This is a genomic window from Glycomyces albidus (assembly GCF_009451885.1).
In the GTDB taxonomy this organism is placed as follows: domain Bacteria; phylum Actinomycetota; class Actinomycetes; order Mycobacteriales; family Micromonosporaceae; genus Glycomyces; species Glycomyces albidus.
On record NZ_WIAO01000010.1, the window covers coordinates 133,225 to 157,516 of the forward strand.

Sequence of the window (24,292 nt, forward strand, 5' to 3'; positions counted from 1 at the left end):
TGACATGAGTGTCGATGGTCATTTCACTAGAGGACATGGATGAATCGACGATGGTGTTCGACCAGGACGGCATCAGGGAGGGCTTCGCGGGCCAGCGCATGCTCGTGGTCCCCCGCTCCACGGTCGAGAAGGCGCTGCGCCATCCGGTCACCGGGAAGCTGCTGGTCACCGACGCCGGGTACTTCCCGCACGCCGCCCGGCACGGCCGCTCGCGCCCGCGCGGGGCCAGGCAGCAGATCCTCCTGGTGTGCACCGACGGCGAGGGCTGGTGCCGCTCGGAGGACACCGAGTTCGCCGTCTCGCGCGGCGGCGTGGTCCTGCTCCCGGCCGACCGCCCCCACGCCTACGGAGCGTCCAAGGCCGACCCCTGGACCCTCTGGTGGTTCCACTTCACCGGCTCGGACGCGACCGACCTCGTCCGCACCGCGCATTCGGCGGCGGGCGGGCGCGTCACCCACCTGCGCGACCCCGCGCCCGTCGCAAGCCTGGTCTCCCAGGTGATCGACGCCCTCGACTCGGGCCTGACCACCTCGTCGCTCACCAGGGCCTCCGGCGCGGCCTGGCATGCGATCGCCCAGGTGATCGCCACCGGCCGCCGCAACCCGGGGCCGACCCTCAACCCGCTCGAACGGGCCGTCGACCACCTCCGCGCCACGACCCCGCACCGCACCTCGGTGACGGCGCTGGCCTCGATGGTCGGCCTGAGCGCCTCGCAGCTCACCGCGCTGTTCCGCGACAACCTCGGCGTCTCGCCGCTCCAGTTCCAGGTCAACCTGCGCATGACGCGGGCCCGTGAACTCCTCGACGGCTCCGACCTCTCCATCGCCTCGGTCGCCCGCGAGGCCGGCTTCGACGATCCGATGTACTTCTCCCGCCAGTTCACCCGGGTCCACGGCATGACCCCGAGCGCGTACCGGGGGCGGCCGAGCGGTACGTGAAGCATGCGGCCGGCGCATTCGAGAGCGTTTTCCAGAATGGTTCCGCCACATGGGGATCATGGACATTCGAATGCGATGTATGGATGAACCTCGATTGTTGTCGGCCGACCGCATGGGGCGCTCTTACGCTTTCGGCGCCTGCATTCATCCATTCCGATGCGGTGGCGACGGCGGACCCGCTCCGCAGCGCAGTGCTGCGCCACCGCCGCAAGGAGGTCCCATGCGGTTCCCCGCAATCACGAAGGCGCGCGTCGCCCTACTCATGTCCACATTGGCCCTAGTGGCCGTACCGCTCGCCTTGTCCGTGCCCGCCGAGGCGCGGCCCGCCCCCGCGTCCGGGCTCCGCAACGGCGGCTTCGAGGAGGCCGTCGCCACGTCGCCGGTCCCCGGCTGGCAGGTCGCCGCGACCGGCGCGAACGTCAGCCTCGTCGCCGACGCCCGCAGCGGCCGGAACGCACTCAAGGTCTCGTTCACCGCCGACGGCACCGCCACGGTGAGCCAGGTCCTCTCCCGCCAGAAGGCCTCCGCCTACGACGTCCAGGTCTGGACCCGCAGCAACGGCCTCGACGGCGGCTCGGTCGCGCTCGGCGGCACCGAGTGGCGGCGGACCGGCATCCCGACCGGCGCCGGGTGGACGCCCGTGACGGTGCGCGGCGTCCCGACCGCCGGCGGCCAGATCGAAGTCCGCTTCGAACTGACCGGCTCGGCAGGCCAGGAGGTCCTCTTCGACGACACCGCCCTCACCACCGGCAAGGTCGTCGACGACTTCCTCGCCGGGGGCGACCTCACCCAGCTCAACTACATCGAGAGCCTGGGCGGGGTCTTCCGCGACGAGACCGGCGCGGTCCGCGACCCGGTCGAGCTCATGGCCGAGAACGGCGTGACCTTGGCCCGCCTGCGGCTCTACAACGACACCGGCCCCGAGAACCACCGGATCGGCTACCCCGACTCGTACCTCGAGGACGGCTTCCAGGACCCCGAGGACATCCTGAACCTGGCCCGGCGGGCGCGCGACGCCGGCATGGAGATCCAGCTGACGTTCCACTACAGCGACTACTGGAGCAACGGCGAGATCCAGGACATCCCGCTGGAATGGCGCTACGTGAACGACCTGCCGTACGACCAGGCCGTGGCCGAACTCGAGCGCCTGGTCCACGAGTACACGAGCGACTTCCTCGACCGCATGGTCGCCCAGGGGACGCCCCCGGCCTACGTCGCGCTCGGCAACGAGACCGCCGGCGGCCTGCTGCTCCCCTACGGCGGCTCCTGGCAGGAGGGCGGCAGCCTCGACGTGATGGCCGACTTCCTGACGGCGGGCGCGAACGCCGTCCACGAGACCCTGCCCGACGCGAAGGTGATCCTCCACCTCGACGCCGCGGGCGACCAGGGCAAGTACGAGTGGTGGTTCGGCGAGATCGAGAAGCGGAACGTCCCCTACGACGTCATCGGCAGCTCGTACTACCCGTTCTGGACCCAGAAGGACGTCGCGACCGTCGCGCCGTTCTTCACCTGGGCCCACGAGCGGTTCGGCAAGCCGATCATGATCATGGAGACCGGCTTCAACTGGCACCCCGTCACCCACGACGGCGTCGAAGGGCAGCTCCACGACAACTACCGGTACGGCGAGGACCCGATCAGCCAGCGCGACTTCATGCGCGAGCTCATCGCCGCCGTCAAGGCGCTCCCGGCCGGCACCGTCCTCGGCGACATCTACTGGGACCCGATCTTCCTCGGCGTCCCCGGCGCGGGCTGGCAGGTCGGGGCACCCAACCCGATCAGCAACACGACGCTGTTCGACTTCGACGGCGTCGCCCTCCCGGTCTTCCAGGCCTACAGGGAGAACGCGGGCTCGCTCCGGTAGCCCGCCGCCGGGCCGGCAGGCGGCCCGGCGACCGACGAGAACGGCCCCGGCGCATTCGCGCCGGGGCCGTTCGCCGCCGAGGGTCAGCCCTTGACCGCGCCGGTCGACAGCGACGTCACCAGGGTCCGCTGCGTGACCAGGAAGAAGACCATGAACGGGATCGCGACGATGACCGCCCCGGCCGCGAAGGTCGTGAAGTCGCTGTTCTTCTCGGACACGAAGCTGATCAGCCCGAGTGCGAGCGTCTGCGTCTCGGTGCTGCGCAGCACCAGTTTCGGGAAGATGAAGTCCATCCAGGGCGCCGCGAACGTCGTCACCGCCAGGAAGATCAGGATCGGGCGGGCGACCGGCATGACGATCGTCGCGAAGATCCGGAAGTGCGACGCGCCGTCGATCCGAGCGGCCTCGTCGAGCCCCTTCGGGATCGTGTCGAGGTAGCTCTTGACCAGCCAGATCGAGTACGGCAGGTTCCCCGCGAGGTAGACCAGGACCAGGCCCCAGAGCGCGTCGAGCGCGCCGATGCGCACCAGCACCACGTACACCGCGATCATCCCGACGAACGACGGGAAGATCTGGAGCACGATCATGCTCGTGAGCAGGGAGCCCTTGAAGGTGAACGTGAAGCGCGAGAAGACGTACGCCGCGAGCGACGCGACCAGCAGCGTGCCGATCGACGTCGAGACGGCCACGATGAACGAGTTCAGGAACCACCGCGGGTACAGGGTGTCGGTGAACAGGTGGGCGAAGTTGTCGAACGTGAACCCGTTGGCGAACGGCAGCGGTGAAAGCGCGGCGGCCGAGCGTCCCGGCGAGACGGCCGAGCTGAGCGTGAACAGGATCGGCCAGACGACGACCAGCGACAGCAGGACGCAGCCGATGAAGACGACCGTGTTCCAGATGAGCGAGGCGAGCTTGTCCGTTCGCATCAGAAGTCTCCCTTGAACGACTTGGTCCGGCGGAACTGCATGATCGCGATCGGCGCCAGGACGAGGAAGATGAGCACCGCCACGACCGAGCCGTAGTTGTACTTCATCAGGCCGATGGTGATCTGGTAGAGCCAGCTCACCAGGATGTCGGTCGCGCCGGCGCCGGTCACCGTCGTGTCCGCCACCGTCGGGTCGCCGTTGGTGAGGAAGTAGATCGCGCCGAAGTTGTTGAAGTTGAACGCGAACGACATGATGATCAGCGGCGCGGTCTGGTAGAGCACCAGCGGCAGGACCACGTACCGGAACCGCTGCAGGCCGCTCGCGCCGTCCAGAGCGGCGGCCTCCTTCACGTCCTGCGGGATCGCCGTCATCGCGCTGAGCGTCAGGAGCATGAAGTACGGGAAGCCGCACCACAGGTTCACGAGGATGACCGTGAAGCGGGCGAGCAGCGGAGCGGTGAGCCACGGGATCGCCTGGTCGATGATCCCGAGCTCCATGAGGGTCTTGTTCACCGAGCCGAACGCGCCGTTGAGCATGTTGCGCCACACCAGGAGCGAGACCACGGCGGGCACGGCGTACGGCAGGATGAAGATCGCCTGGAAGAGCGGTTTGACGCGGATCTTCGACTCGTGCAGGACCACCGCCAGGATCATCCCGCCCGCGTAGCAGGTCGCGACTGCGAGCACGGCCCACACGACGGTCCAGACGAAGACGCGGCCGAGCGCGCCCGTCCACATCTGGTCGCCGCCGAGCATGTCGCCGAAGTTGTCGAGGCCGACCCAGTCGACGGTGTTCCCCGGCGGCAGGTGCTGGGGCGAGGAGTAGTTCGTGAACGCCACCAGCGCCGAGAACACCAGCGGCACCACGACGAAGAACAGGATCAGCAGCACCGTCGGCGCCAGGCCCGCCACGGGGAACGCGCGCGTCGCCATCGTGGCGAGCTGCGTCCGCGCCGGCGTGCTCCGGGTGTGCGTTCCGAGCCGGTGGTCGGCCAGCGCGCTGCGCACGGAGATCCAGTACACGGCGGCGAACGCCGCGACGACCGCGAGCGCGAGGACGCCGTCGACCAGCATGAACAGCGAGTTGTCCCGGAACTTCACGGGCACGCTCGGCTCGGGCTCGCCGAGCGTGACCAGGCCTCCGAGCCTGGTGAGCAGGTGCGGCACGAACGCGAGGAACGCGATCTCGACGGCGGCGAACGCCGCGCCCTTGTAGCGCTGGCGCAGCACGGTGAGGTGGGCGAGGCCCATGAACGACAGGGCGAGCATGCGGACGCGGGCTCGTCCCGGGTCGCGCCCGGCCGGTTCTGCGGGGGCCGGCGCCGCCTCGGCGCGCGGCGGTGAGGTCATGGTCATGGCACTTCCTTCCAACGACCGCGGCACCCCGACATCCGATGGATCGAGGTGCCGCGGGAAGACGAGGGCTACCGGGTCACTGGTTCACGATGGCCTCGGTGGCCGTGGCCAGCTCCGATTCGATGTCCGCGCCGTTCCAGATGTTGATGACCGCCGAGTCCATCGTGGTCAAGAACAGGGTCATCTCGGGGATCGACGGTGTCGCGTAGGCGAACTCGCCCTACTCCACCAGGCCCAGGGTCGCCTCGCTGTCGATCTCGGTGTCCGCCGGCGGGACCGAGCCGGTGAGCTCGTATGCCAGTCGGAGCATCTCCGGGCTCGAGAGGAAGGCCGCGAAGTCCTGCGCCTCCTCGGGGTGGTTCGTGTACGCCGAGACGAACATGGTGCGCGAGTTCGCGAACGACCCCGACGGCTGGTCGGTCCCGGCCCGCGCCGGAAGCGTCGTGACCCCGAAGTCGATGCCCGCGTCGGTGAACACCGGGATGTTCCACGAACCCGTGAGCGTCATGGCCGCCTGCCCGCTCTCGAAGAGCGTGTCGACCGTCGCCGGGTCGAGGTCGTTGGCCGCCACGTCGAGGACTGCTCGCAGCGCGAGCATCTCGGTCAGGCCCTGCACCGCCGCCGGCGTGTCGGTGTTCGGCGTCGCCGGGTCGTCGCCGTTCGGGCCGAACAGCAGGTTGTCGGGCGCGGAGAACACGAACGGGGCCGCGTAGTAGATCGAGGGGTTGAACGCGAACCCGTACTTGCCGGAGTTCTCGGCGTTGAACGTCGTGCTGAACGCGATGACCTCGTCCCAGGTCGTCGGCACCTCGGTCACGTACGCCTTGTTGTAGAACAGTGCGTAGGTGTCGAGCGTGACGGGGACGCCCCAGATCTGGTCCTGGTAGGTGACGCTCTTGATCGCGCTTTCGACCAGGGCGCTCTTCAGCGCGTCCGGGTCGGCGACGGCGAGGATGTGCCCGCCGGTGACCAGATCGCCGGTGACGTTGCTCGGAGCGGCGAACACGTCCGCGCCGACCCCGGCCGGGCCGTCGAGGGCGATCTGCCCGAGGGCGTCGCCGAGCTCGACGTTCTTGTACTCGATCGTGACGTTCGGATGGTCCTTGGCGTAGATCTCACCGGCCTGCTTGATGAAGTCGGAGCGCCCTTCCAGGGATTCCCACACCACCAGGTTGACCGGGCCGCCGTCGCCGCCCTCGTCCTCTGATCCGCTGCACGCCGTCAGGGGGGCCGCCAGACCTGCAATCGCAGTGGCGGCGAACGCGCGTCGCTTCACGACAGTCTCCTTCGTCCTTCGTGGAGTGTCCGCGCCTCGCTGGGCTCGGACGATCGAGCTGGAATCTCCAGCTTGTCGCTCACCGCAGCGGCGTTATGAATCATTTGCAATTGCCTATCGGCGGTTGCCGAGCAAGGCTCGAAGGGCCTGAAAAGCGGTACTCCATGCCTCGGGCAATAGGCGGATTCACGACTCTGCGCTGAGCCACATCGAATGGTATTCATGCCGGCCCTGTATTCGCGATGGTCGAAGCGAGCCTGTATATGGACGAATCAACGGTCGTGAAGCGCTTGCCTGCTAGGCCGTCGACCTCGAATTGGACGAGCCGGGCCTTCCGGTGCGCTCGGGCGCGCCCGTGCGCCGCTCGGGCTTCCTCGGGTACGCCGCAGGCGCGCGGGGGCTGGGATTCAGCAGGGCGGTACGGCGAAGGGAACGTGACCGGTCCCGACGGCGGTGAGGACCAGCCGCCTTGTTCCGGTGGACACTCATTCCTTCTTCGCGCGGTACTCGAAGTACGAGTCGTCGTTGCCTGCCTCGTAACGTTGCAGGTCACTGGTCACCCCAGGCTGCCGGGCGGCCGCCTGGTGGGGCTGGCCTCACCTCGCACCGCAGTGCTCACAGGATGGTTTCCGCTGCGCCGCATCAATAGCGTTGCCCGCATGCAGAGAACCAACGCCGTCAAGCACGCCGCGATCCTGATCATCGCCGTCGCCGCGGGCGTCATCGAGACCGCGCTCGCCGCCGCCTGACAACGACCCCACCGAAAGCGGGATGCCCGGCCGCCGGCAGGCCCTAGCGTCCCGCGTCCTTCGACACGAAAGCGACCCGATGCGACCCACCCACCACCTCGCCAAGCGCCTGGCCGCCACCCTGGCGGTCCTGGCGGCGACCTTCGCCGCCACGGCGTTCACCGCGCCTGCGGCCGCGGCCGAGACCGGCCGCGGCATCGACTGGCAGCCGTGCCCCGACCGACCCGACATCGACTGCGCCACCATCGAAGCGCCCCTCGACTACGACCACCCCCGCCGCGGCACCATCGAGATCGGACTCGCCCGCGCCGAGGCCACCGGCCCCGGCGAACGGATCGGCTCCCTCCTGGTCGACCCCGGCGGTCCGGGCGGCTCCGGCGTCGACACCGTCAAAGACGGCTTCACGCACCCCGCCTTCGACGTCATCGGCTTCGACCCGCGCGGCGTCAACACCAGCACCCCCGTCAAGTGCGACCCGGCGCTCGTACAAGCCGCGAACGCGATCGCGCACCCGGCCGACCAGGCCGAGTTCGAGACCCGACTCGAGGCCAACGCCGCCCTGACCGACGACTGCCGGACACGCACCGGGCCCCTCTTCGACCACATGGACACCCGCACCACCGTCGAGGACATGGAACGCATCCGCCGCGCCCTCGGCGAGGGCGACCTCAACTACCTCGGCTACTCCTACGGCACCCTCATGGGCCAGCAGTACGCCGAGCGCTACCCGCACCGCATCCGCGCCATGGTCCTCGACGGCAACCTCGACCACGCCGTCGACACCGCATGAAAGTTCGCCAGCGCCGAGACCGCCGCCTTCGAGGAGAACTTCACCGCGTTCACCGCCTGGTGCGACACCGCGCCCGGCTGCGCCCTCGACGGCGGCGCCGCCGCGGCCTACGAGCACCTCAAGACCGCCGCCCGCGCCGGGACGCTCACCGACCCCGCCACCGGCGAGCCGGTGGACTTCCACGCCCTCACCGCCACCGCCTTCGCCGCGAACTTCCCGCAGCGCTGGCCCGGACTCGCCGCCGCCCTCGCCGCCCTCCGCGACGGCACACCCGCCGCCACCGCCTTCACGGCGCCCGAGGTCGAACCGGTGAACTACGCCGCCCTCCCGATCTACTGCCAGGACTGGTCCTACCCCGTGCCCGACTTCGCGGCCTGGCAGGACCTCGCCGAGCGGGTCGCCGCGGCCTACCCGACGGTCGAATGGAGCCCCTACAACGACAACCTCCTCGGCTGCCTCGGCACCGGCATCGAGCAGACCAACCCGCAAGGGCCCCTCGACCTCGACCACGCCCCACCGCTTCTGGTCGTCGGCACCCTCCACGACTACGCGAGCGTCCACCCCTGGTCGCGTTCCGTCGCCGACCAGGCCGACCAGCCACTCCTCACCTACGCAGGCTACGGGCACACCGTCTACGGCAAGGTCAGCGACTGCATCGACGACATCGTCGACGCCTACCTGACCGACCTCGACCACCTCCGACGCGACCGGACCTGCCCGAACCTCGACCATCCGCCGGCCCCCTGACCAGCACACCCCAACGCACCGAACGGCGGTCCTCTGATGAGGGCCGCCGCTTCACGCCACGAGCCCGGTCTTCCAGGCGTGAATCGCGGTCGCCGGACCGCCCGAAGACACGCAATGGTCGTGTCCGCCTATATGTCGGGACGACAGGATTTGAACCTGCGACCCCCCCGCCCCAAACGGGGTGCGCTACCAAGCTGCGCCACGTCCCGGATCCGCCCCAGAGGACGGCCGTAGCAAGGGTACAGGAGGCGCACCGCCCTCTTACGGTGAGGAGATCCAGTCGTCAGGGCGCCTGGCGCGTTGACCGCAGTTCCGGGTCTTAGGCGGGTGCGGTGAGGGCGGTGCCGCGGAGGCGGCCTCCTCGGCGGAGCCAGAGGGCGATGCCGGTGATGCCGAAGACGGCGCTGAGGAGGAACGGGGCGTCGAGGCCGCAGACGGTCGCAGCGAGGCCGCCCACCAGGGCGCCGACCGCTTCCTAGCTGAGGACCACGGTGCGCGATGCGGCGACGGTGCGGCCGAGGAGGTCGGACGGGACCAGGCGGTGGCGCAGCGAGGTGACCGCGACCTTGAAGACGCCGAACGCGGCGCTCGCGACCAGGAGGACCGCGACGGCGGACCACAGGTCCGGGGCCGCGACGAGCAGCATCGGCGCCAGAACGAGCCGCCGAGCTTCATGCGCCGATCCTAGGGTTCGGAGCCGGGCTAGAGCTCGGGAGTGGACCTGCCGTGGAGGAGGCGTTTGCCGAGTTTGGCGGCGAGCATGGCGAGGAAGAGGGCGATCGGGAGGCTGAGGAGGCCGAAGAGGATGACGAGGGGCAGGTAGATCGCCCAGTCGTTCGAGCCGGCGGCCCAGGCGCGGGGCCGGTCGTAGCCGATGAACGGCGACTGGCGGCCCTCCATGAGGCGGGCCTCGACCTGCTCGCCGACTTCGCAGCGGCCCGAGACCTCGATGCGCGTCTCGACGGCGGGGCCGCCGTCGGCGGGGGTGAAGACGCCGGTGCAGACCTGCTCGCCGCGGTTGTCGTACTCGCTCTCCACGGTCGCCGTGCCCGGGATGCCGGCCTGGCCGTTGGCGGCGCGGTAGCCGTCGATCATGGCGGCCGCGTTGGCGTACAGGGCCACGGGGAACGCGAGCAGGATGAGGCCGACGACCGTGAGGAGCACCGCGGTGACGGCGGGGTGCGGGCGCTGCGCGCCCTTGTCGCGCGCGGCGGCGGCCATGTCGACTCCCACGGGTCGGTGCGGATCGGTCGGGTACAGGATGACCCGCCGGTGCCACCGGGGCGGCAGGGGTGCTCGGTCGTTCGCCGGCGCAGCGGCGGGCGCGCAGCGGTGGGTGCATCGGGTGCGGTCGGCTGGTGACCGCCCAGACGAACCCGAGGCGGGCCCGGCGGCTACGGCCGAGTACTCGTCCAGGTCGGCGACGAGGACGTGATCCGTTCGCACGGCCTGCGGCCCGGTCGGACTGCGGCCGCCTCCCCGAGCAGACGGCACCGGTGCCAGGCAGGAGGCATCGCCGCGCGTGCCGCCCGGCTTGCGCCGCGCCGCCCGGTCCGAGGTCCGGCCACATGGCTGAAGCGGGCCGGCCGCGACCGAGCCGAGGATGGCGATATGGACACTCCTCAGCCCCGCGCCCGCCGCGACTGGCCGATCGCGGTCGGCCTCCTCCTGCTCGCCCTCGTGCCCTCGATCGCCGGCGTGTTCCGCGTCGGCGACATCGCCTCCGGCGGACCGGAGACCGCCGCGAACGCGCGGTTCATGCAGATGCCGCTGCCCGTCGTCCTCCACATCGCCGGCGCGCTCGTCTACTCGATCGTCGGCGCGTTCCAGTTCCTGCCGGGCCTGCGCCGCCGGCACAACGGGTGGCACCGGTTCGCGGGACGGTACCTGCTCGTGCCCGCCGGCGTCGTCGTCGGCGCGACGGGCCTGTGGATGACCGCGTCGTACGACGTCCCCGCGACGGACGTCGGCGCGGTCGCGGTCTCGCGGTACCTCGTCGGCGGGCTCATGCTCGCGTTCATCGCGCTCGGCGTCGCCGCGATCGCCCGCCGTGACTACGTCGCGCACGGGTCGTGGATGATCCGGGCGTACGCGCTCGCCATGGGCGCGGGCACCCAGGTCCTCACCTCCGGGCCGGCGCTGCTCGTCTTCGGCGAGCCCGACGCGCTCATGCGGCTCGTGCAGATGGACGCCGGATGGATCATCAACGCCCTGTTCGCCGAGTGGGTGATCGCCCGCCGGCGCGCGGCGCAGCGCCGCCCTGCGACGATCTCGGTGTGAACGCCATGAGGACCGCGCCGCGAACCATCACCGCCGCCTGGTCGCGCCCGCGCGCCGCCGGCGCCGACGGCCCGCGCCCCCGGGACGCCGGACTCGTCGTCCTGGCGGCCGTCCTGGCCGTCATCGAGGGAGCCGTACGCCCGGACCTCCAGTGGCCGGTCGCCACGACGCTGTTCACGCTCGCGCTCCTGCCCGTCCTGATGTGGCGGCGCACCCGGCCGCTCGCCGCCGTCGCGGTCATGTTCGCCTCGACGTCGGCGTTCGCGCTCGCGCACACCGTCGCCGGCATCGAACCGAACGCGCTCGTGAGCTCCTTCGCGCTGCTCCTGGTGCCGTACGCGCTGTTCCGCTGGGGCTCGGGGCGGGACCGGATCGTCGGCGCCGCCGTCGTCGGGGCCGGCCTGCTGTTCTCGAGCTCGCTCAGCAGCGACCCGATCGCGGAGACCGTCGCCGGGGTCGCGTTCCTCGGCGGCGCCTGCCTCATCGGGGCGCTGCGGCGCGAGCGCGTCGAATCGCGCGCCAGGCGGGTCGACACGATCCGGGCCCGCGAACGCGAAGCCCTCGCCCGCGACCTGCACGACACGGTCGCGCACCACGTCTCGGCCATCGTGATCCGCGCGCAGGTCGCCGGCGCGGACCCGAGCGACACGGCACGGGTCGCGGAGTCCTTGCGGGTCATCGAGACCGAGGCGCAGGCGGTCCTGGCCGACATGCGCTCGCTCGTGCGGACGCTCCGCGCGCCCGCCGACTACGCGCCCACCGCGGGCCTGGAGGAGCTCGCCCGGCTCGCCGATCCGGGGCCGCCGAAGGTGACCGTCCGGATCGACGCGCCCGAAGACCTCCCGAGCATCGTCGCGACCACGCTCTTCCGGATCGCCCAGGAGGGCGTCACGAACGCCCGCAGGCACTCGCGCGACGCCACCGGCGTCGACGTCGTGATCACCGCGGATGCGGAGACGGCGCGGATCGTCGTCCGCGACGACGGCGGCCCGGCGCGCCCCGATTCGGGGAACGGCCATGGGCTGCAAGGCATGTCCGAACGGGCGGCGCTGCTCGGCGGCGACGTGGACGCCGGGCCCGACCCGGCGGGCGGCTGGACGCTGCGTGCGTCGCTCCCGCTGCGGGGTGCCGCATGATCCGCGTGCTCGTCGCCGACGACCAGGAGCCCGTGCGCACGGGCCTGCGGCTGCTGCTCGAATCCCTGCCGGACGTCGAGGTCGTCGGCGAGGCCGCCGACGGGGTGGAGGCGGTCCGGCTGGCGCAGCGGCTGCGGCCCGACGTCGCGCTGCTGGACATCCGGATGCCCGGCCTCAACGGCATCGAGGCGACCGCGCTGCTCGCGGGCGAGCGCATCGCCGAGCCGATCGCGGTCGTCATCATCACCACGTTCGACCTCGACGAGTACGTCCACGGCGCGCTGCGGGCGGGCGCCAAGGGCTTCCTGCTGAAAGAGGCGGGCCCGCAGCTCATCGGGGAGGCCGTGCGGGCCGCCGCGAACGGCGACGCGCTGATCTCGCCGCAGATCACCGCGCGGCTGCTCGGCGAGTTCTCGCGCCCGTCCCGGCGGGTGCGCGAGCCGTCCGCGCCGCTCACCGCCCGCGAGGAGGACGTCCTCGCGCTCCTCGCGATCGGCTTGACGAACATCGAGATCGGCGAGCGGCTGTTCCTGTCGCTCGGCACGGTGAAGACCCACATCGCGGGGGTCCTCACCAAGCTCGGCGTGCGGAACCGGGTGGAGGCCGCGATGTGGGCCTACGAGTCGGGACGGGTGGGCGGCGACGCCGCGGGCAGGTCCTAGAAGGCGGCGTCGAACGTCGGGGCCGCGAACGCGGTCAGGGCGAAGGCGGCGGCCAGCAGGCCGAGGCCGAGGCCCCGGGTGCGGCGGGTGCCGAGGGGAAGGGCGGCGACGACCAGCAGGATGATCGCGATCAGGTAGAACAGGGCTTGAAAGGTGGCCATGACGGACTCCTCAGCGGCGGGCGCGGGCCGGTGGGCCGCCCGCCGTCGCAGTGGCGACAAAACTCCGGCCCGATGTCGAGGTACCCAAAGTAGATCGAAACTCACCGATACTTGATCGTTCATTTCGGAGGGTGGAGCGGGCCTCGGCCGGAGCGCCCTAGAGACGGCGAAGGGAAGGGGCCCATCGCTCCTTCCCACTTCAGTTTATATCCCGACTCCCGCGCGACGGGGTGCATCGGGGTGCCGACAACCCCGCTGACCTGCTGCACAATGGCTGTCCTGAGCATGAGACCGCGGAGACGGGAGCTGGGCATGCGGGTGTTGGCGACGACCTTCGGGTCGCGAGGAGACGTCGAGCCGATCGCGGGACTCGCCGCGGCGCTGCGGGCGCTGGGCGCCGAGGCGGTGGTGTGCGCGCCGCCGGACCGCGAGTTCGCGGACCTCCTGGAGCGCCTGGGCGTGGAGCTGGTGCCGATGGGCGATCCGGTCCGGCCGATGGTCGGCGGGGACCGTCCGCCGTCGGCGGCGGATGCGCCGAAGCTCGCGGGCCGCTTGGTCGACGCGCAGTTCGCGGCCGTCCTGCGCGCGGGCGAGGGGTGCGACGTGGTCGTCGGGACCGGCCTGCCGCCGGCCGGGGCGGCGCTCGCCGCCGAGCGGCTGGGCGTCCCGTACCGGTTCGCGGCCTTCGTCCCGGGTGTGCTGCCCTCGCCGCTCCACCGGCCGCTGGGCCGCCCGGGGAAGCCGTTCCCCAAGGGCGAGACCGACAACCGGGTCCTGTGGGACATCGACGCGGAGAACCTGCGGGCGCTGTACGGCCCGGCGCTGAACGCGCACCGCGCCGCCATGGGCCTGGGGCCGCTGGACGACGTGCAGGGGTTCGTCCTCTCCGACCGGCCGCTCCTCGCCACCGACCCGGTGCTCGGGCCGTGGCCCGGCGCCGGCCCCGAGGTCGTCCAGACCGGCGCGTGGCTCGCGCCGGACGAGCGGCCGCTCCCGGCCGACCTGGAGGCGTTCCTCGACGCCGGCGATCCGCCGGTCTACATAGGCTTCGGTTCCATGCCGTGGCAGTCCGGAAAGGACGCCGCCGCGGCGGCCGTCGCGGCGGTCCGCGACCGCGGCCGCCGGATCGTCCTCTCGCGCGGCTGGGCCGACCTCGCCGGCGACGGCGACGACTGCTTCACCGTTGGCGAGGCGAACCACCGGAAGCTGTTCGCGCGCATGGCGGCCGTGGTGCACCACGGCGGGGCGGGCACGACGCACAAGGCCGCCGTCTCGGGCGCGCCGCAGGTCGTGGTGCCCCAGATCGCCGACCAGCCGTACTGGGCCGGCCGCGTCGCCGCGCTCGGCATCGGCGCCGGGCACGACGGCCCGGTCCCGACCTTCGAGTCCATGTCGGCCGCGCTCGAGACCGCGCTGGCGCCCGAGACGGCGGGGCGGGCGGCCGCGGTCGCCGCGCAGTTCCGCACCGACGGCGCGGCGCGGGCCGCGCGGCTGCTGATCGAAGGGGCCGCCGCATGAGCACCCGGCACGAGAGCGCGTTCGACCTGCCCGAAAACCTGGCGGCCAAGGCCGACCCGGCGCTCATCGCCGCCGACGAGCGGCACTTCGCGGCGATCGCGGCGAGCCTGGACCGGTCCGTCCGCGACCTGTCCGCCCGGTTGGAGGCCGCGCGCAAGGCGCCCGGCGGCACGGGGCAGTTCGACGGCCAGCACGCGGCCGACCGGGACCGCGAGATCCACCGGCTCACCGCCCGCCTGAACACCCTGCGCCGCTACGGACTCGACCTGTGCCTCGGCCGCATCGTCGCCGCGGGCGGCGACACCGTCTACATCGGACGGCTCGGGCTCACCGACGCGGACGGCCGGCGCCTGCTGCTCGACTGGCGGACCCCCGCCGCCGAACCGTTCTTCGGTGCGACGCACGGCAACCCGATGGGACTGGCGAGCCGGCGCCGCTACCGCTGGACGAACGGGCGGATCGCCGACTACTGGGACGAGGTGTTCACTCCCGAAGGGATGGAAGGGCACGCGGCGCTCGACGACCAGTCGGCGTTCATCGCGAGCCTCGGCGGGACCCGCTCGGAGCGGATGCGCGACGTCCTCGGCACCATCCAGGCCGACCAGGACGCGATCATCCGCGCCGGGTCCGGCGGCGCGCTCGTCGTCGACGGCGGCCCGGGCACCGGCAAGACCGTCGTCGCCCTCCACCGCGCCGCCTACCTCGTCTACGCCGACCCGCGCCTGGGGCACCACCGCGGCGACGTGCTGTTCGTCGGCCCGCACGAGCCCTACCTCGCCTACGTCGCCGACGTCCTGCCGAGCCTCGGCGAAGAGGGCGTGCAGACCTGCACCCTGCGCGACCTCGTCCCCGGCGGCGCGGACGCCGCCCCCGAGACGGACCCGGAGACCGCGCGGCTCAAGGCCTCCGCCGACCTCGTGAAGGCGGTCGAACCCGCCGCCCGCCGCTACGAGCAGCCGCCGAAACGGGGCCTGAGCGTCGAGACGCACTGGGGCGAGGTGTACCTGAACGCGGAGGACTGGGCCGACGCGTTCGCCGCGGCCGGCACCGACACCCCGCACAACGAAGCGCGCGACCAGGTGTGGCAGGAGCTCGTCGAGATCGTCCTCGCGAAGCTCCCCGGCGACGAGGACGTCTCGGAGGCGCTCCTGCGACGCTCCCTCGCCCGCAACCGGGAACTGCTGGCGGTCTTCGACAAGGCGTGGCCCCTGATCGAACCGACCGACCTGGTCGCGGCCTTCTGGGCCTCCCCGGAGTTCCTGCGGTGGTGCGCGCCGCACCTGGAGGACGCCGACGTCGAACGGCTCCAGCGGCCGGACCCGTTCGCGTGGACCGTGTCCGACCTGCCGCTGCTCGACGCGGCCCGCCGGCGCCTCGGCGACCCCGAGGCGTCCCGCCGGGCCCGCCGCCGGGAGGCCGAGATCGCCTCCGAACGGGAGGTCATCGACAAGGTCGTCGAGGACATCCTCGAAGCCGGCGACGGCAACGTGGAGGAGATGATCCTGCTCAAGGGCGCCGACCTCCAGGACGCCCTCGTGCACTACGAGGACCTGGAGACCCCCGACCCCGACCTCCTCGCGGGGCCGTTCGCGCACATCGTCGTCGACGAGGCGCAGGAGCTCACCGACGCCGAATGGCAGATGCTGCTCCAGCGCTGCCCGTCGCGGAGCTTCACGATCGTCGGCGACCGCGCCCAGGCCCGGCACGGGTTCACCGAGTCATGGACCGAGCGGCTCGAACGGGTCGGCATGGGCCGCATCACGATGGCGTCGCTGAGCATCAACTACCGGACCCCCGAGGAGGTCATGGCCGAGGCCGAGCAGGTCATCAAGGCCGCCCTCCCCGACGCGAACGTCCCGACCTCGGTGCGCCGCAGCGGCGTCCCCGTCGAGTACGGACCGGTCGCCGATCTCGACGGGCTGCTCGAGGCGTGGCTCGCCGAGCACGCCGACGGCACCGCCTGCGTCATCGGCGCCCCCTGGTTCGAGCCGCGCCGCCGGGTCCGCTCGCTCACGCCCGAGCTGTCGAAGGGCCTCGAGTTCGACCTGGTCGTCCTCGTCGACCCTGAGGACTTCGGCGGCGGCATCGAAGGAGCCGTCGACCGGTACGTCGCGATGACGCGCGCGACCCAGCGCCTCGCGGTCCTCAGTGGCTAGCCCGCCCTAGTCGCGCTGGGAGAGGGTGTCGTAGAGGTCCTGGGGGTCGATCTGCGCGCGGTACCGGAACACGAGCCGGACGTCGGGTCCGAAGGAGCCGAGCGTGTCGGTCGGGTCGGTCAGGAACTTCGGCTCGGCCCACTGCTGGGCGATCACGGCCGTCGGGCGGCGGTTGACCTCCAGGACCCAGGTCGCCCGCCCGCCCGCGATCTGCGCGAGGTACTTGCGCTGCCGCAGGTAGGCCACCGCCTCGGCGATCGTGCTCGCCTCCGGCAGCTCGACGTCCATCTGGTGCGGGTCGACGTCGTCGCCCATGGCGACGCTCGAGCGGTCCACGTGGATGATCATTCGTCCTCCTCGGCTCGGTTCGATTGTGCCCGCCCGAGCGCCGTCCTGTCCGGGCGGATCGGAGATATCCGGTGCGGCGATGAATCCGGTGATCCAGTCTCGTCCTAAGCGAAGGAACCCATGAGATGAGGAGATCACCATGACCGAACCGCAGACGTTCACGTTGGAAGTACCCGGAGCGGTGCTGCACTACGACATCCGCGAGGGCGAGGGCGGGGGCGACGCGCCGACGCTGCTCGTCATCGGTTCGCCGATGGCCGCCGCGGGCTTCGTGACGCTCGCGTCGCACTTCGAGGACCGCCGCGTCGTCACGTACGACCCCCGCGGGGCCGAGCGCAGCGTCCGCACCGACGGCGCCGCCGAGTCCACCCCGGAGGAGCACGCCGACGACCTCCACCGGGTCATCGAGGCGGTCGGCGGCGGACCGGTGGACGTGTTCGCGAGCAGCGGCGGCGCCGTGAACGCCCTCGTGCTCGCGGCCCGCCACCCGGAGCAGGTGCGGACCCTCGTCGCGCACGAACCGCCCGCGACGAGCGCCCTGCCCGACCGCGACGAGGTCCTGCCCGTGCTCCACGACATCCGCGACACCTACCAGAAGTCCGGCTTCGGGCCGGCCATGGCCAAGTTCATCGCGCTCGTGTCGCACGACGGCCCGCTCACCTCGGCGTACCTGGAGCAGCCGGCGCCGAACCCGGCGGACTTCGGCCTCCCGACCGAGGACGACGGCACGCGCGACGACCCGCTCGTGGGCCAGAACATCGTCACGTGCGGCGAGCACGAGCACGACTTCAAGGCGCTCCGCGCCGCCACCACCAGGATCGTTCTGGGCGTCGGCGCCGACTCGGGCGAGACGCTCGCGGCCCGCGGCGCGCGCGCCGTGGCCGAGCGGATCGGCGTCCCGGCGACCGAGTTCCCCGGCGACCACGGCGCCTTCCTCGGCGGCGAGTACGGCCAGACCGGGAAGCCCGACGAGTTCGCCGCGGCCCTCCGCGAGGTCCTCGACCGGTAGCGGGGAACGCGGAATCCGGCCGCGGGCCCTGCGGTTCGCGGCCGGACGGCCTTCAGTGAAGCCCGGCGCCGGATCCGTGCGGATCCGGCGGATGCCGGTGCTTAGGCGTGGGCCTCGTTGTAGCGGGCCACGACGCCGTCGGGGAGCTTGCCGCGGGCCTTGACCGGCAGGTTGTTCTCCTCGGCCCAGCGGCGGATGTCGCGGTTGCGGTCGCGGTCCTCGCGGCCGGGCAGGCGCGGGGAGCGGATCGCGGGGGCCTTGCTCGCGTGGTACCGGCCGAGCTCGGTCCCGAACTCCCGGTAGGCCGTCAGGCGGTCCCGCAGCTCGTCGGCGTGCGCTTTCGACAGGTCCACGGTGTACAGGTAGCCGTCGATGCCGAACTCGACCGTCTCGGCCGCCTCGCTCCCGTCGATGTCGTCGAACAACGTGACCACGGTCTTCTTCGCCACTGCGTCGCCTTCCTAACAGGAATATGTCCATCGCGCACCGCGGCACCGGAGCGCCCGTGAACGGCGACGCGGCAACGAGTGCGGAAGCGGTCCCGATGCTCAATGGAGAGCAGCAGTTCCGCACATACTAGCGAAACCGTACGACACCGAATCCGACGCAGGCCCCGTCAGCGACCGACCCAGCGGCGCATCCAGGCGACCGGCCACGGGCCCTGGCCGCGCCGGTACGACTCGACGAGGTACCGGCACACCGTCTTCGTCTTCGCGGCCAGGAACACGAGCACCCCGACGACCGCGAGCCAGGTGAACGCGAGGATCACGAACACCGGCTCCACCGCGCCCTCGGCCGTCACCGCCTCGAGCACCAGCGGCGTCGCCAGCGCGAGGAACACGCCGAACCAGGCGAAGAGGACGACCCCGAAGACGAGGGTCATCCAGCCGCGGCCGGGCCGGCGCACGTCGCTCGCGAGGGTGCGGCCCGCGTAGAGGACGAGGGCCCAGACGCCGACGAACGGCGGGCTCGCGGCCATGAGGATGAGGTCCCGGGCGTGCTCGGCGTCCACGGCTCACTCCGGGAGCCGGTCCGCGGGGTAGTCATCGGCGACGATGACCTGCCACGGCCTGTCGCCCTCGCCGAGCACCCGCTCGACCTGGACGCCGGTGCGGGCGGCGAAGGCGGTGAAGGCGTTGCGGCGGTCCTCGTCGTCGAAGACGATGACCTCGCCGGTGACCTTGGCGCCCTTCCTGCGTCCGGCGCGGCGGGCGCCGACGAGGGACCAGGCGTGGTCGAGCCGGTTGGCCTCGTCGGTGTGGGTGGCCAGGAGCATCTTCCGCATGGACCGGGCCTGGGTCTCGGTGACGCGGAACAGCGCCTGGATCTCGAAGTCCTCGACGACGCGCTCGAGCCGGCTGCAGATCTCGAAGAGCAGCTCGGCGCGTTCGGAGGTGAGGCTGGTGGGGACGGGGCCGGGGCCGACGGTGCGGGCGTAGGCGTTGCGCTCGACGGCGTCGAGGTAGGCGGCGGTCAGCGCGGCGGCGCCGCCGGAGCGGGCCCCGATGCGCGCGGCGACGACCTCTTCGAGTCGTTTGCGCTCCTCAGGTGCCAGGCCGCCCATGCGCTGACAGTACCTTCTGGACCGGCGGCGCTCTCCGAATCGGACGAAGAGCGCCGCCGTGTCCGGGGCCGGTTTCCGCGCGGGCGCTAAACCGGGAGCGGCGCCGTGCGGGCCCTCGCGTTCACCGCGGACGCGAGCCAGACGAGGGCCGCGCCGCTCGCGATGTGGACGGCGCTGATGAACAGGTTGTCGGGCAGGGGCGCGAGCAGGGCGATGAGCGGGAACGCGAACGCGTAGACGGCGACGGGCAGGCGCGGGTAGACGCCGGCGCGGAGCATCGCGATGCCGAACAGGATCGTCCCGGCGGCGAAGACGAGGGCGCTGCCGAGGAGCGCGGCCGTGACGGGCCCGGGCAGCGCGTCGGTGACGACGGGGTCGAAGTGGACGAGGACCAGGTTGAGGGCGAAGCCGGCGCCGCCGAAGAGGCCGAGGCCGACCAGGTTGAGCCCGTATGCGGCGGACCCGAGCCCGCGGGCATCGCCGCGGTGGCCGAGGTGGAGGGCGACGATCAGGGGCAGGCCGAGCGCGGGGGCGATGCCGAGGGCGAAGCTCGTGGCGACGGTCTCCCCGGTGGCGATCTCCACTGCGGAGGCGAGGGCGATGATGAGGCCGCAGGCGGCGCCGGTGGCGGCGCCGAGGCGAAGTGTCGTGGTCATGCCGTCGACGCTAAGGGCGCCGGGGCCGCCGGGACAGTGCCGCGAGACCGGATCCGGCGGCCGCATGTCACCCGCGCGGGGTGCCGGGCGGCACATGACCTCCGGCAGGTTGACCGGCCCGTCCCTGCTGCATATCCTGCGGTCATGCCCCTCCCCCGCCCGCTGCGGCGCTCCGACGGCCTCCCCGCGGCACCGGTCCCGTGGGTCTCGACGGTCCTGTACGCGGCCGTCGCGGTCGCCGGCGCCTACGCGGGCGCCCGCGGCCTGGGCGACACGGACGCGGTGCCGTTCGCGGCCGGCCTGGCGGCGCTGGCCGCGCTCGACCGGTTCGAGCGCCGCCGCTGGCCGGCCGGCTCCCCGGCGCTGCCCGGGACGCTGCTGCTGGCGGTGCGGCTGGGGCTGGTGCTGGTCGTGGCCGCGGCGGACGGGTCGGGGCTGTCGCGGGTGCTGCTCCTGCTGCTGCCGTTCGGCGCGTACTTCGTGCTCGGGCCGGTCGCGAGCGTCGCGATCGGAGCGCTCTGCCTGGGCGGCATCGTGATCGCGTTCCAGGCCGCCGATCCGGGCTGGCACGGCCGGACCGAGGCGGTGGCGGATGTGCTCATGTTCGCGATCGGGCTCGTCCTGGCGGTCGCGATGGCCTCGGCGGCCGTGGAGGAGCAGCGCCAGCGCGCCCGGGTGGAGTCCTCGCACGCGCGGCTGCGGGCCTACGCGGACCAGGTCGCGGACCTGTCGGCGGCCGCGGAGCGCGGGCGCCTGGCCCGCGACATCCACGACGGGCTCGGGCACCATCTGACGGCGATCAGCGTGCTCCTGGAGAAGGCGGAGGCGTACCGGGACCGCGACGGGGCCGTGGCGGATGCGGCGGTCGCCGATGCGCGGCATTCGGCGCAGCGCGCACTCGAGGAGGTCCGGGCGTCGGTGCGGACGCTGCGCGCCGACGCGGAGCCGTTCCGGTTGACGGCGGCACTCGACGAGCTGGCGCTGCGGTCGGGCCGGGTGCCCGCGGTCGTGGTCGAGGCCGGCGGCGACGAGCGCCGGTTCACGCGGGACGCGCTGGTGGCGCTGTTCCGGGCCGCGCAGGAGGGGGTGACGAACGCGCGCAGGCATTCCGGGGCCGAGCGGGTCGAGATCCGGTTGCGGCTGGGCGAGGACCGGGCGCGGCTCGTGGTCGCCGACGACGGGCGCGGGTTCGCGGCCGGGACTGAGGGGTCGGGGCTCACGGGGATGCGGGAGCGGCTCGAGCTGGTCGGCGGATCGCTCGCGGTCGAGAGCGCGCCCGGGGCGGGAACGCGGCTGACGGCCGTCGTACCGAGTGCGGCCGCCGCATGAACGGCAAAGGCGCGCAATGGTTCCGAATGGAGGACCGCGGTATGGGCGGTGGACGGCCGGCGCCGAGGCGAGGGGCGTGCGTGAACGGTGGCCGGCCCGTACCGATTCGATCGGAGTGCGCATGAGCGGCGAACCGGGGGCGATCCGGGTGGTCGTGGCCGACGACCAGCGGCTGGTTCGCGAGAGCATCGCGGCGCTGCTGGATCTGCAGGACGGCATCGAGGTCGTGGGGACGGCGGCCGACGGGCGGGAGGCGGTCGAGGCGGCGGTGGCCTCGGCGGCGGACCTCGTGCTCATGGACGTGCGGATGCCCGGCACGGACGGGATCGCGGCGACGAGGGCGCTGCGCGAGCGGCTCCCGGAGTGCCTGGTCGTCATGCTCACGACCTTCGACGACCAGGACAGCATCGTCGAGGCGATGCGCGCGGGCGCCCGCGGCTACCTCCTCAAGGACCGGCCGTCGAAGGACCTGGCCGACGCGATCCGGACCGCGTGCACCGGCGTGGTGCAGTTCGATCCGGCCGCGGCGGCGAGCCTGACGGCGGCGCTCGAGTCCCGCGACCCGGCGCGGCCGCCGCTCTCGGACCGGTTGTCGGACAGGGAGATCGAGGTGCTGCGGCTCCTCGGCGCGGGCAGCTCGAACCGCGAGATCGCGGCGCGGCTGTACCTGAGCGAGGGCACGGTGAAGAACCACGTCTCTCGGATTCTCACCCGCCTCGGCCTGCGCGACCGGACGCAGGCGGCGATCTACGCGCGCGACCGGGGCCTGCGCTGAGGACCGCGGGTCCCGCGATCCTCGCCCGCCTCAGCGTTGCGCGGCCGCATCCGGACGGCATCAGTCCCGATCGGCGGCGGTGCGCACCGCCGGTAGGCGCAATCGGACCGGACGGGCGCAAGGGCGGCCCGGTGCCCCGTTGCAGCGCAACGGAACACCAGGCTCCCGGGTACTAGACGCCGGACCGGCCTACCGGAGTCGGAGTGCTCCGGACGGGCACAGGTCCACCGCTTCGGCGACCTCGGTGTCGCAGTCCTCGGCTTCGTCGGCGAGGAGCACGACGAGGCCGTCCGCGTCGTCCTGGTCGAAGTGCTCCGGGGCGGTCAGTGCGCACATGCCCGCGCCGGCGCACCGGTCGCGGTCGGCGATGATCTTCACCGTGGCCTCCGCTACCAGGTCACCGGGAGTGCGGCGACCCCGTAGAAGTTCTGGCCGGTGACCATCGGGACCTCGGCGGCCGGGACGGCCAGGCGCAGGCCGGGGAAGCGCGCGATGAGCCGGGAGAACGCGATCCGCATCTCGATGCGCGCGAGCTGCTGCCCGAGGCACTGATGGACGCCGTGGCCGAACGTCAAGTGGCCCTTGGCGTCCGATGTGACGTCGAGTCGGTCCGGTTCGATGAAGTGCGCTTCGTCGCGGTTGGCGGTCTGGACCGAGACCGTGACGTACTCGCCGGCCCGGATCCGGTGCCCTTCGAACTCGAAATCGGTCTTGACCTGGCGGATGATGCCGGTGTGGATGATCGTGAGGTAGCGCAGCAGCTCCTCGACGCCGCCGGCCATCAGCTCGGGCCGGTCGCGCAGGAGGTCCCACTGGTCGCGGTTCTCCAAGAGCGCCATGGTGCCGAGCGCGAGCATCTTCGCGGTGGTCTCGTGCCCGGCGATGAGGAGCAGGACCGCCATGCCCGCGACCTCCTCCTCGCTCAGGTCGGGGTCGGCCGCGAGGTCGGAGAGCAGGTCGTCGGTCGGTTCGGCCCGCTTCGCGGCGGCGAGTTCGCCGACGAAGCCGAAGAGGCGCCCGATCGCGGCCGTCTTGGCCTCGGCGCCGGCGTCCATGGTGAACAGTGCGGCCGAGTCCGCTTCGAATCGCTCGCGCTGGTCGTACGGGACGCCGAGCAGTTCGCAGATCATGAGCGAGGGCACCGGCACCGCGAAGTCCCGCACCAGGTCGGCCGGGTTGGGGCCCGCCGCGAGCGCGTCGAGGCGGTCCTCCACGTGCTGGGCGATGCGCGGTTCGAGCTGCTTCATGCGCTTGACGGTGAAGACGCCGGTGAGCTTGCGGCGCAAGCGGGTGTGGTCCGGCGGGTCCATCTCGATGAACATGCCGGGCGTGACCGGGAAGTCGCCTTCGAAGTCGCCGTAGAGCTCCAGGCCGGGCATCGGCACGGGCGCCTGGGCCGGGCCGCCGAGGCGGGCGCAGAAGCGGGGGTCGGCCAGGACCTTGCGGGCCAGGCGGTGGCTGGTGACGAGCCAGCCCACGGTGCCGTTGGGGTGGTAGCGCATGCGCCGCATCTCGGCGCCGCGGTGCAGGGCCATGATCGCGGCGGGCGGGTCGAAGGGGTGCTCGCGTTCGAGCGTGATGCCGTACGGCATCGCCGCTTCGCCTGCGGTGTCGGACGCTGCGGAGTCGGGTGCCGAGCCGGGTACTGGGGTGTCGGGTGCTGAGCCACGTGCTGACATCGGGGTCTCCTCGGAGATGGCGGTTCGAGCGCAGATCGATGATCTACGTATAGGGAGACTATACGTATATAGGCTCGTGCGCAACTTCCTGGATCCCCGGCTCCACGGCCTAGGGCCTTCGCTTCAAGGCGGGCGAGGCGGTATCCGAGTCCGTTCGTCCGCTCGCGAGGCGGCGGGCCCTTCGGTGTCGTATCCGCAGGCCCCTGCCGCGGCGAGCAGGCAGACGAAGCCGGATGGCAGCCGCGCTAGGTGTGATGTCCAGGGACGTTGTTCCGTGGTTGTAGCGGATTCGTCTGACAGGTGAAGGCCTCCGGTTGTGAAGTGGAGCTGCTGAATGCACTGCTTCACGACCTGGAGGCCTTCATGTCCCACGCTAA

Annotated in this window: 26 protein-coding genes and 1 tRNA gene; 12 read left to right on the forward strand and 15 right to left on the reverse strand. The window is 72.0% G+C overall.

All coding sequences use genetic code 11. The features are described from left to right. Nucleotides 1–35: 35 nt before the first annotated feature. On the forward strand, nucleotides 36–938 hold the full coding sequence (locus tag GFD30_RS10745; protein WP_153025187.1) for an AraC family transcriptional regulator: 903 nt from the start codon (nucleotides 36–38) through the stop codon (nucleotides 936–938). 220 nt (nucleotides 939–1,158) lie between these two features. Further along, nucleotides 1,159–2,799: a glycosyl hydrolase 53 family protein gene (locus GFD30_RS10750; RefSeq protein ID WP_153025188.1), complete on the forward strand. Its 1,641-nt coding sequence runs from the start codon at nucleotides 1,159–1,161 to the stop codon at nucleotides 2,797–2,799. Between the two features lie 83 nt (nucleotides 2,800–2,882). Here the strand turns inward: GFD30_RS10750 and GFD30_RS10755 are convergent, their stop codons facing one another. The 3 genes from GFD30_RS10755 to GFD30_RS10765 all read right to left on the reverse strand — a co-directional run bounded on the left by GFD30_RS10755 (nucleotide 2,883) and on the right by GFD30_RS10765 (nucleotide 6,356). Next, a complete protein-coding gene (locus GFD30_RS10755; RefSeq protein ID WP_153025189.1) occupies nucleotides 2,883–3,725 on the reverse strand; it encodes a sugar ABC transporter permease in 843 nt (280 codons plus the stop codon). Continuing rightward, entirely contained in the window at nucleotides 3,725–5,080 is a 1,356-nt protein-coding gene (locus tag GFD30_RS10760) for a carbohydrate ABC transporter permease (protein WP_227996053.1), read from the reverse strand. The genes GFD30_RS10755 and GFD30_RS10760 overlap by 1 nt, the downstream gene beginning before the upstream one ends. Nucleotides 5,081–5,300: 220 nt before the next feature. After that, nucleotides 5,301–6,356, reverse strand: coding sequence for an extracellular solute-binding protein (locus GFD30_RS10765; protein ID WP_153025190.1), 1,056 nt, complete (start codon nucleotides 6,354–6,356; stop codon nucleotides 5,301–5,303). Between the two features lie 828 nt (nucleotides 6,357–7,184). Between GFD30_RS10765 and GFD30_RS10770 the strand changes: the two genes are divergently transcribed. Together GFD30_RS10770 and GFD30_RS27905 are read left to right on the forward strand one after the other, a co-directional pair. Next, nucleotides 7,185–7,895 carry an alpha/beta fold hydrolase gene (locus GFD30_RS10770; protein ID WP_194201922.1) on the forward strand — a complete coding sequence of 237 codons (711 nt, stop codon included), beginning with the start codon at nucleotides 7,185–7,187 and terminating at the stop codon, nucleotides 7,893–7,895. A 171-nt stretch (nucleotides 7,896–8,066) separates the two neighbouring features. After that, a complete protein-coding gene (locus tag GFD30_RS27905; protein WP_153025192.1) occupies nucleotides 8,067–8,642 on the forward strand; it encodes an alpha/beta hydrolase in 576 nt (191 codons plus the stop codon). Between the two features lie 135 nt (nucleotides 8,643–8,777). Here GFD30_RS27905 and GFD30_RS10780 read toward each other — a convergent pair. The 4 genes from GFD30_RS10780 to GFD30_RS10795 form a co-directional block, all read right to left on the reverse strand. Then, nucleotides 8,778–8,851 (reverse strand) — tRNA-Pro (locus GFD30_RS10780). Nucleotides 8,852–8,961: 110 nt separating this feature from the next. Continuing rightward, on the reverse strand, nucleotides 8,962–9,099 hold the full coding sequence (locus GFD30_RS10785; RefSeq protein ID WP_153025193.1) for a hypothetical protein: 138 nt from the start codon (nucleotides 9,097–9,099) through the stop codon (nucleotides 8,962–8,964). 18 nt (nucleotides 9,100–9,117) lie between these two features. Continuing rightward, on the reverse strand, nucleotides 9,118–9,288 hold the full coding sequence (locus GFD30_RS10790; protein WP_153025194.1) for a hypothetical protein: 171 nt from the start codon (nucleotides 9,286–9,288) through the stop codon (nucleotides 9,118–9,120). Between the two features lie 56 nt (nucleotides 9,289–9,344). Beyond that, entirely contained in the window at nucleotides 9,345–9,863 is a 519-nt protein-coding gene (locus GFD30_RS10795; protein ID WP_153025195.1) for a hypothetical protein, read from the reverse strand. 390 nt (nucleotides 9,864–10,253) lie between these two features. On the opposite strand from GFD30_RS10795, the gene GFD30_RS10800 reads away from it, so the two are divergent. From GFD30_RS10800 to GFD30_RS10810, 3 genes are read left to right on the forward strand one after another with little or no spacing between them, the layout of a single operon-like run. Beyond that, complete coding sequence (locus tag GFD30_RS10800) at nucleotides 10,254–10,922, forward strand: DUF2306 domain-containing protein (RefSeq protein ID WP_153025196.1); 669 nt, start codon at nucleotides 10,254–10,256, stop codon at nucleotides 10,920–10,922. Between the two features lie 5 nt (nucleotides 10,923–10,927). Then, nucleotides 10,928–12,058 carry a sensor histidine kinase gene (locus tag GFD30_RS10805; protein WP_227996072.1) on the forward strand — a complete coding sequence of 377 codons (1,131 nt, stop codon included), beginning with the start codon at nucleotides 10,928–10,930 and terminating at the stop codon, nucleotides 12,056–12,058. Further along, nucleotides 12,055–12,720 (forward strand): response regulator, encoded by a 666-nt coding sequence (locus GFD30_RS10810; protein WP_153025197.1) that lies wholly within the window; start codon nucleotides 12,055–12,057, stop codon nucleotides 12,718–12,720. The genes GFD30_RS10805 and GFD30_RS10810 overlap by 4 nt, the downstream gene beginning before the upstream one ends. Here the strand turns inward: GFD30_RS10810 and GFD30_RS26255 are convergent. Beyond that, nucleotides 12,717–12,881, reverse strand: a complete 165-nt coding sequence (locus GFD30_RS26255) for a hypothetical protein (protein WP_194201923.1) — start codon at nucleotides 12,879–12,881, stop codon at nucleotides 12,717–12,719. The two genes, GFD30_RS10810 and GFD30_RS26255, sit on opposite strands and share 4 nt — an antisense overlap. 312 nt (nucleotides 12,882–13,193) lie before the next feature. On the opposite strand from GFD30_RS26255, the gene GFD30_RS10815 reads away from it, so the two are divergent. Both GFD30_RS10815 and helR read left to right on the forward strand, forming a co-directional pair. After that, on the forward strand, nucleotides 13,194–14,399 hold the full coding sequence (locus GFD30_RS10815; protein ID WP_153025222.1) for a glycosyltransferase: 1,206 nt from the start codon (nucleotides 13,194–13,196) through the stop codon (nucleotides 14,397–14,399). Further along, nucleotides 14,396–16,555 (forward strand): RNA polymerase recycling motor ATPase HelR, encoded by a 2,160-nt coding sequence (gene helR, locus GFD30_RS10820; RefSeq protein ID WP_153025198.1) that lies wholly within the window; start codon nucleotides 14,396–14,398, stop codon nucleotides 16,553–16,555. Before GFD30_RS10815 ends, helR begins: the two co-directional genes overlap by 4 nt. A gap of 6 nt (nucleotides 16,556–16,561) precedes the next feature. Here the strand turns inward: helR and GFD30_RS10825 are convergent, their stop codons facing one another. Continuing rightward, complete coding sequence (locus tag GFD30_RS10825) at nucleotides 16,562–16,903, reverse strand: hypothetical protein (protein ID WP_153025199.1); 342 nt, start codon at nucleotides 16,901–16,903, stop codon at nucleotides 16,562–16,564. 139 nt (nucleotides 16,904–17,042) lie between these two features. Between GFD30_RS10825 and GFD30_RS10830 the strand changes: the two genes are divergently transcribed. Further along, nucleotides 17,043–17,912: an alpha/beta fold hydrolase gene (locus GFD30_RS10830; RefSeq protein ID WP_153025200.1), complete on the forward strand. Its 870-nt coding sequence runs from the start codon at nucleotides 17,043–17,045 to the stop codon at nucleotides 17,910–17,912. A gap of 101 nt (nucleotides 17,913–18,013) precedes the next feature. Here GFD30_RS10830 and GFD30_RS10835 read toward each other — a convergent pair whose 3' ends face one another. The 4 genes from GFD30_RS10835 to GFD30_RS10850 form a co-directional block, all read right to left on the reverse strand. Further along, complete coding sequence (locus GFD30_RS10835) at nucleotides 18,014–18,361, reverse strand: histone-like nucleoid-structuring protein Lsr2 (protein ID WP_153025201.1); 348 nt, start codon at nucleotides 18,359–18,361, stop codon at nucleotides 18,014–18,016. 167 nt (nucleotides 18,362–18,528) lie between these two features. Further along, complete coding sequence (locus GFD30_RS10840; protein WP_153025202.1) at nucleotides 18,529–18,924, reverse strand: hypothetical protein; 396 nt, start codon at nucleotides 18,922–18,924, stop codon at nucleotides 18,529–18,531. A gap of 3 nt (nucleotides 18,925–18,927) precedes the next feature. After that, complete coding sequence (locus tag GFD30_RS10845) at nucleotides 18,928–19,476, reverse strand: hypothetical protein (protein WP_153025203.1); 549 nt, start codon at nucleotides 19,474–19,476, stop codon at nucleotides 18,928–18,930. Nucleotides 19,477–19,562: 86 nt separating this feature from the next. Beyond that, complete coding sequence (locus GFD30_RS10850) at nucleotides 19,563–20,132, reverse strand: hypothetical protein (protein WP_153025204.1); 570 nt, start codon at nucleotides 20,130–20,132, stop codon at nucleotides 19,563–19,565. A 144-nt stretch (nucleotides 20,133–20,276) separates the two neighbouring features. On the opposite strand from GFD30_RS10850, the gene GFD30_RS10855 reads away from it, so the two are divergent. Next, a complete protein-coding gene (locus GFD30_RS10855) occupies nucleotides 20,277–21,461 on the forward strand; it encodes a sensor histidine kinase (protein WP_153025205.1) in 1,185 nt (394 codons plus the stop codon). A 121-nt stretch (nucleotides 21,462–21,582) separates the two neighbouring features. Next, nucleotides 21,583–22,236 (forward strand): response regulator, encoded by a 654-nt coding sequence (locus tag GFD30_RS10860; protein WP_153025206.1) that lies wholly within the window; start codon nucleotides 21,583–21,585, stop codon nucleotides 22,234–22,236. Between the two features lie 189 nt (nucleotides 22,237–22,425). Here GFD30_RS10860 and GFD30_RS10865 read toward each other — a convergent pair whose 3' ends face one another. Together GFD30_RS10865 and GFD30_RS10870 are read right to left on the reverse strand one after the other, a co-directional pair. Next, nucleotides 22,426–22,614 carry a ferredoxin gene (locus GFD30_RS10865; protein ID WP_322633146.1) on the reverse strand — a complete coding sequence of 63 codons (189 nt, stop codon included), beginning with the start codon at nucleotides 22,612–22,614 and terminating at the stop codon, nucleotides 22,426–22,428. A gap of 11 nt (nucleotides 22,615–22,625) precedes the next feature. Next, nucleotides 22,626–23,915 carry a cytochrome P450 gene (locus GFD30_RS10870; protein WP_227996055.1) on the reverse strand — a complete coding sequence of 430 codons (1,290 nt, stop codon included), beginning with the start codon at nucleotides 23,913–23,915 and terminating at the stop codon, nucleotides 22,626–22,628. Nucleotides 23,916–24,292 lie beyond the last annotated feature (377 nt).

What these genes read in the sequence shown, in the direction of transcription:
- GFD30_RS10745 (WP_153025187.1), top strand. Translation starts at nt 36, where the DNA reads ATGGATGAATCGACGATGGTGTTCGACCAGGACGGCATCAGGGAGGGC.
- GFD30_RS10750 (WP_153025188.1), top strand. Translation starts at nt 1,159, where the DNA reads ATGCGGTTCCCCGCAATCACGAAGGCGCGCGTCGCCCTACTCATGTCC.
- GFD30_RS10755 (WP_153025189.1), bottom strand. Translation starts at nt 3,725, where the DNA reads ATGCGAACGGACAAGCTCGCCTCGCTCATCTGGAACACGGTCGTCTTC.
- GFD30_RS10760 (WP_227996053.1), bottom strand. Translation starts at nt 5,080, where the DNA reads ATGACCATGACCTCACCGCCGCGCGCCGAGGCGGCGCCGGCCCCCGCA.
- GFD30_RS10770 (WP_194201922.1), top strand. Translation starts at nt 7,185, where the DNA reads ATGCGACCCACCCACCACCTCGCCAAGCGCCTGGCCGCCACCCTGGCG.
- GFD30_RS10790 (WP_153025194.1), bottom strand. Translation starts at nt 9,288, where the DNA reads ATGCTGCTCGTCGCGGCCCCGGACCTGTGGTCCGCCGTCGCGGTCCTC.
- GFD30_RS10795 (WP_153025195.1), bottom strand. Translation starts at nt 9,863, where the DNA reads ATGGCCGCCGCCGCGCGCGACAAGGGCGCGCAGCGCCCGCACCCCGCC.
- GFD30_RS10800 (WP_153025196.1), top strand. Translation starts at nt 10,254, where the DNA reads ATGGACACTCCTCAGCCCCGCGCCCGCCGCGACTGGCCGATCGCGGTC.
- GFD30_RS10805 (WP_227996072.1), top strand. Translation starts at nt 10,928, where the DNA reads ATGAGGACCGCGCCGCGAACCATCACCGCCGCCTGGTCGCGCCCGCGC.
- GFD30_RS10810 (WP_153025197.1), top strand. Translation starts at nt 12,055, where the DNA reads ATGATCCGCGTGCTCGTCGCCGACGACCAGGAGCCCGTGCGCACGGGC.
- GFD30_RS26255 (WP_194201923.1), bottom strand. Translation starts at nt 12,881, where the DNA reads ATGGCCACCTTTCAAGCCCTGTTCTACCTGATCGCGATCATCCTGCTG.
- GFD30_RS10815 (WP_153025222.1), top strand. Translation starts at nt 13,194, where the DNA reads ATGCGGGTGTTGGCGACGACCTTCGGGTCGCGAGGAGACGTCGAGCCG.
- helR (WP_153025198.1), top strand. Translation starts at nt 14,396, where the DNA reads ATGAGCACCCGGCACGAGAGCGCGTTCGACCTGCCCGAAAACCTGGCG.
- GFD30_RS10825 (WP_153025199.1), bottom strand. Translation starts at nt 16,903, where the DNA reads ATGATCATCCACGTGGACCGCTCGAGCGTCGCCATGGGCGACGACGTC.
- GFD30_RS10830 (WP_153025200.1), top strand. Translation starts at nt 17,043, where the DNA reads ATGACCGAACCGCAGACGTTCACGTTGGAAGTACCCGGAGCGGTGCTG.
- GFD30_RS10845 (WP_153025203.1), bottom strand. Translation starts at nt 19,476, where the DNA reads ATGGGCGGCCTGGCACCTGAGGAGCGCAAACGACTCGAAGAGGTCGTC.
- GFD30_RS10850 (WP_153025204.1), bottom strand. Translation starts at nt 20,132, where the DNA reads ATGACCACGACACTTCGCCTCGGCGCCGCCACCGGCGCCGCCTGCGGC.
- GFD30_RS10855 (WP_153025205.1), top strand. Translation starts at nt 20,277, where the DNA reads ATGCCCCTCCCCCGCCCGCTGCGGCGCTCCGACGGCCTCCCCGCGGCA.
- GFD30_RS10860 (WP_153025206.1), top strand. Translation starts at nt 21,583, where the DNA reads ATGAGCGGCGAACCGGGGGCGATCCGGGTGGTCGTGGCCGACGACCAG.
- GFD30_RS10870 (WP_227996055.1), bottom strand. Translation starts at nt 23,915, where the DNA reads ATGTCAGCACGTGGCTCAGCACCCGACACCCCAGTACCCGGCTCGGCA.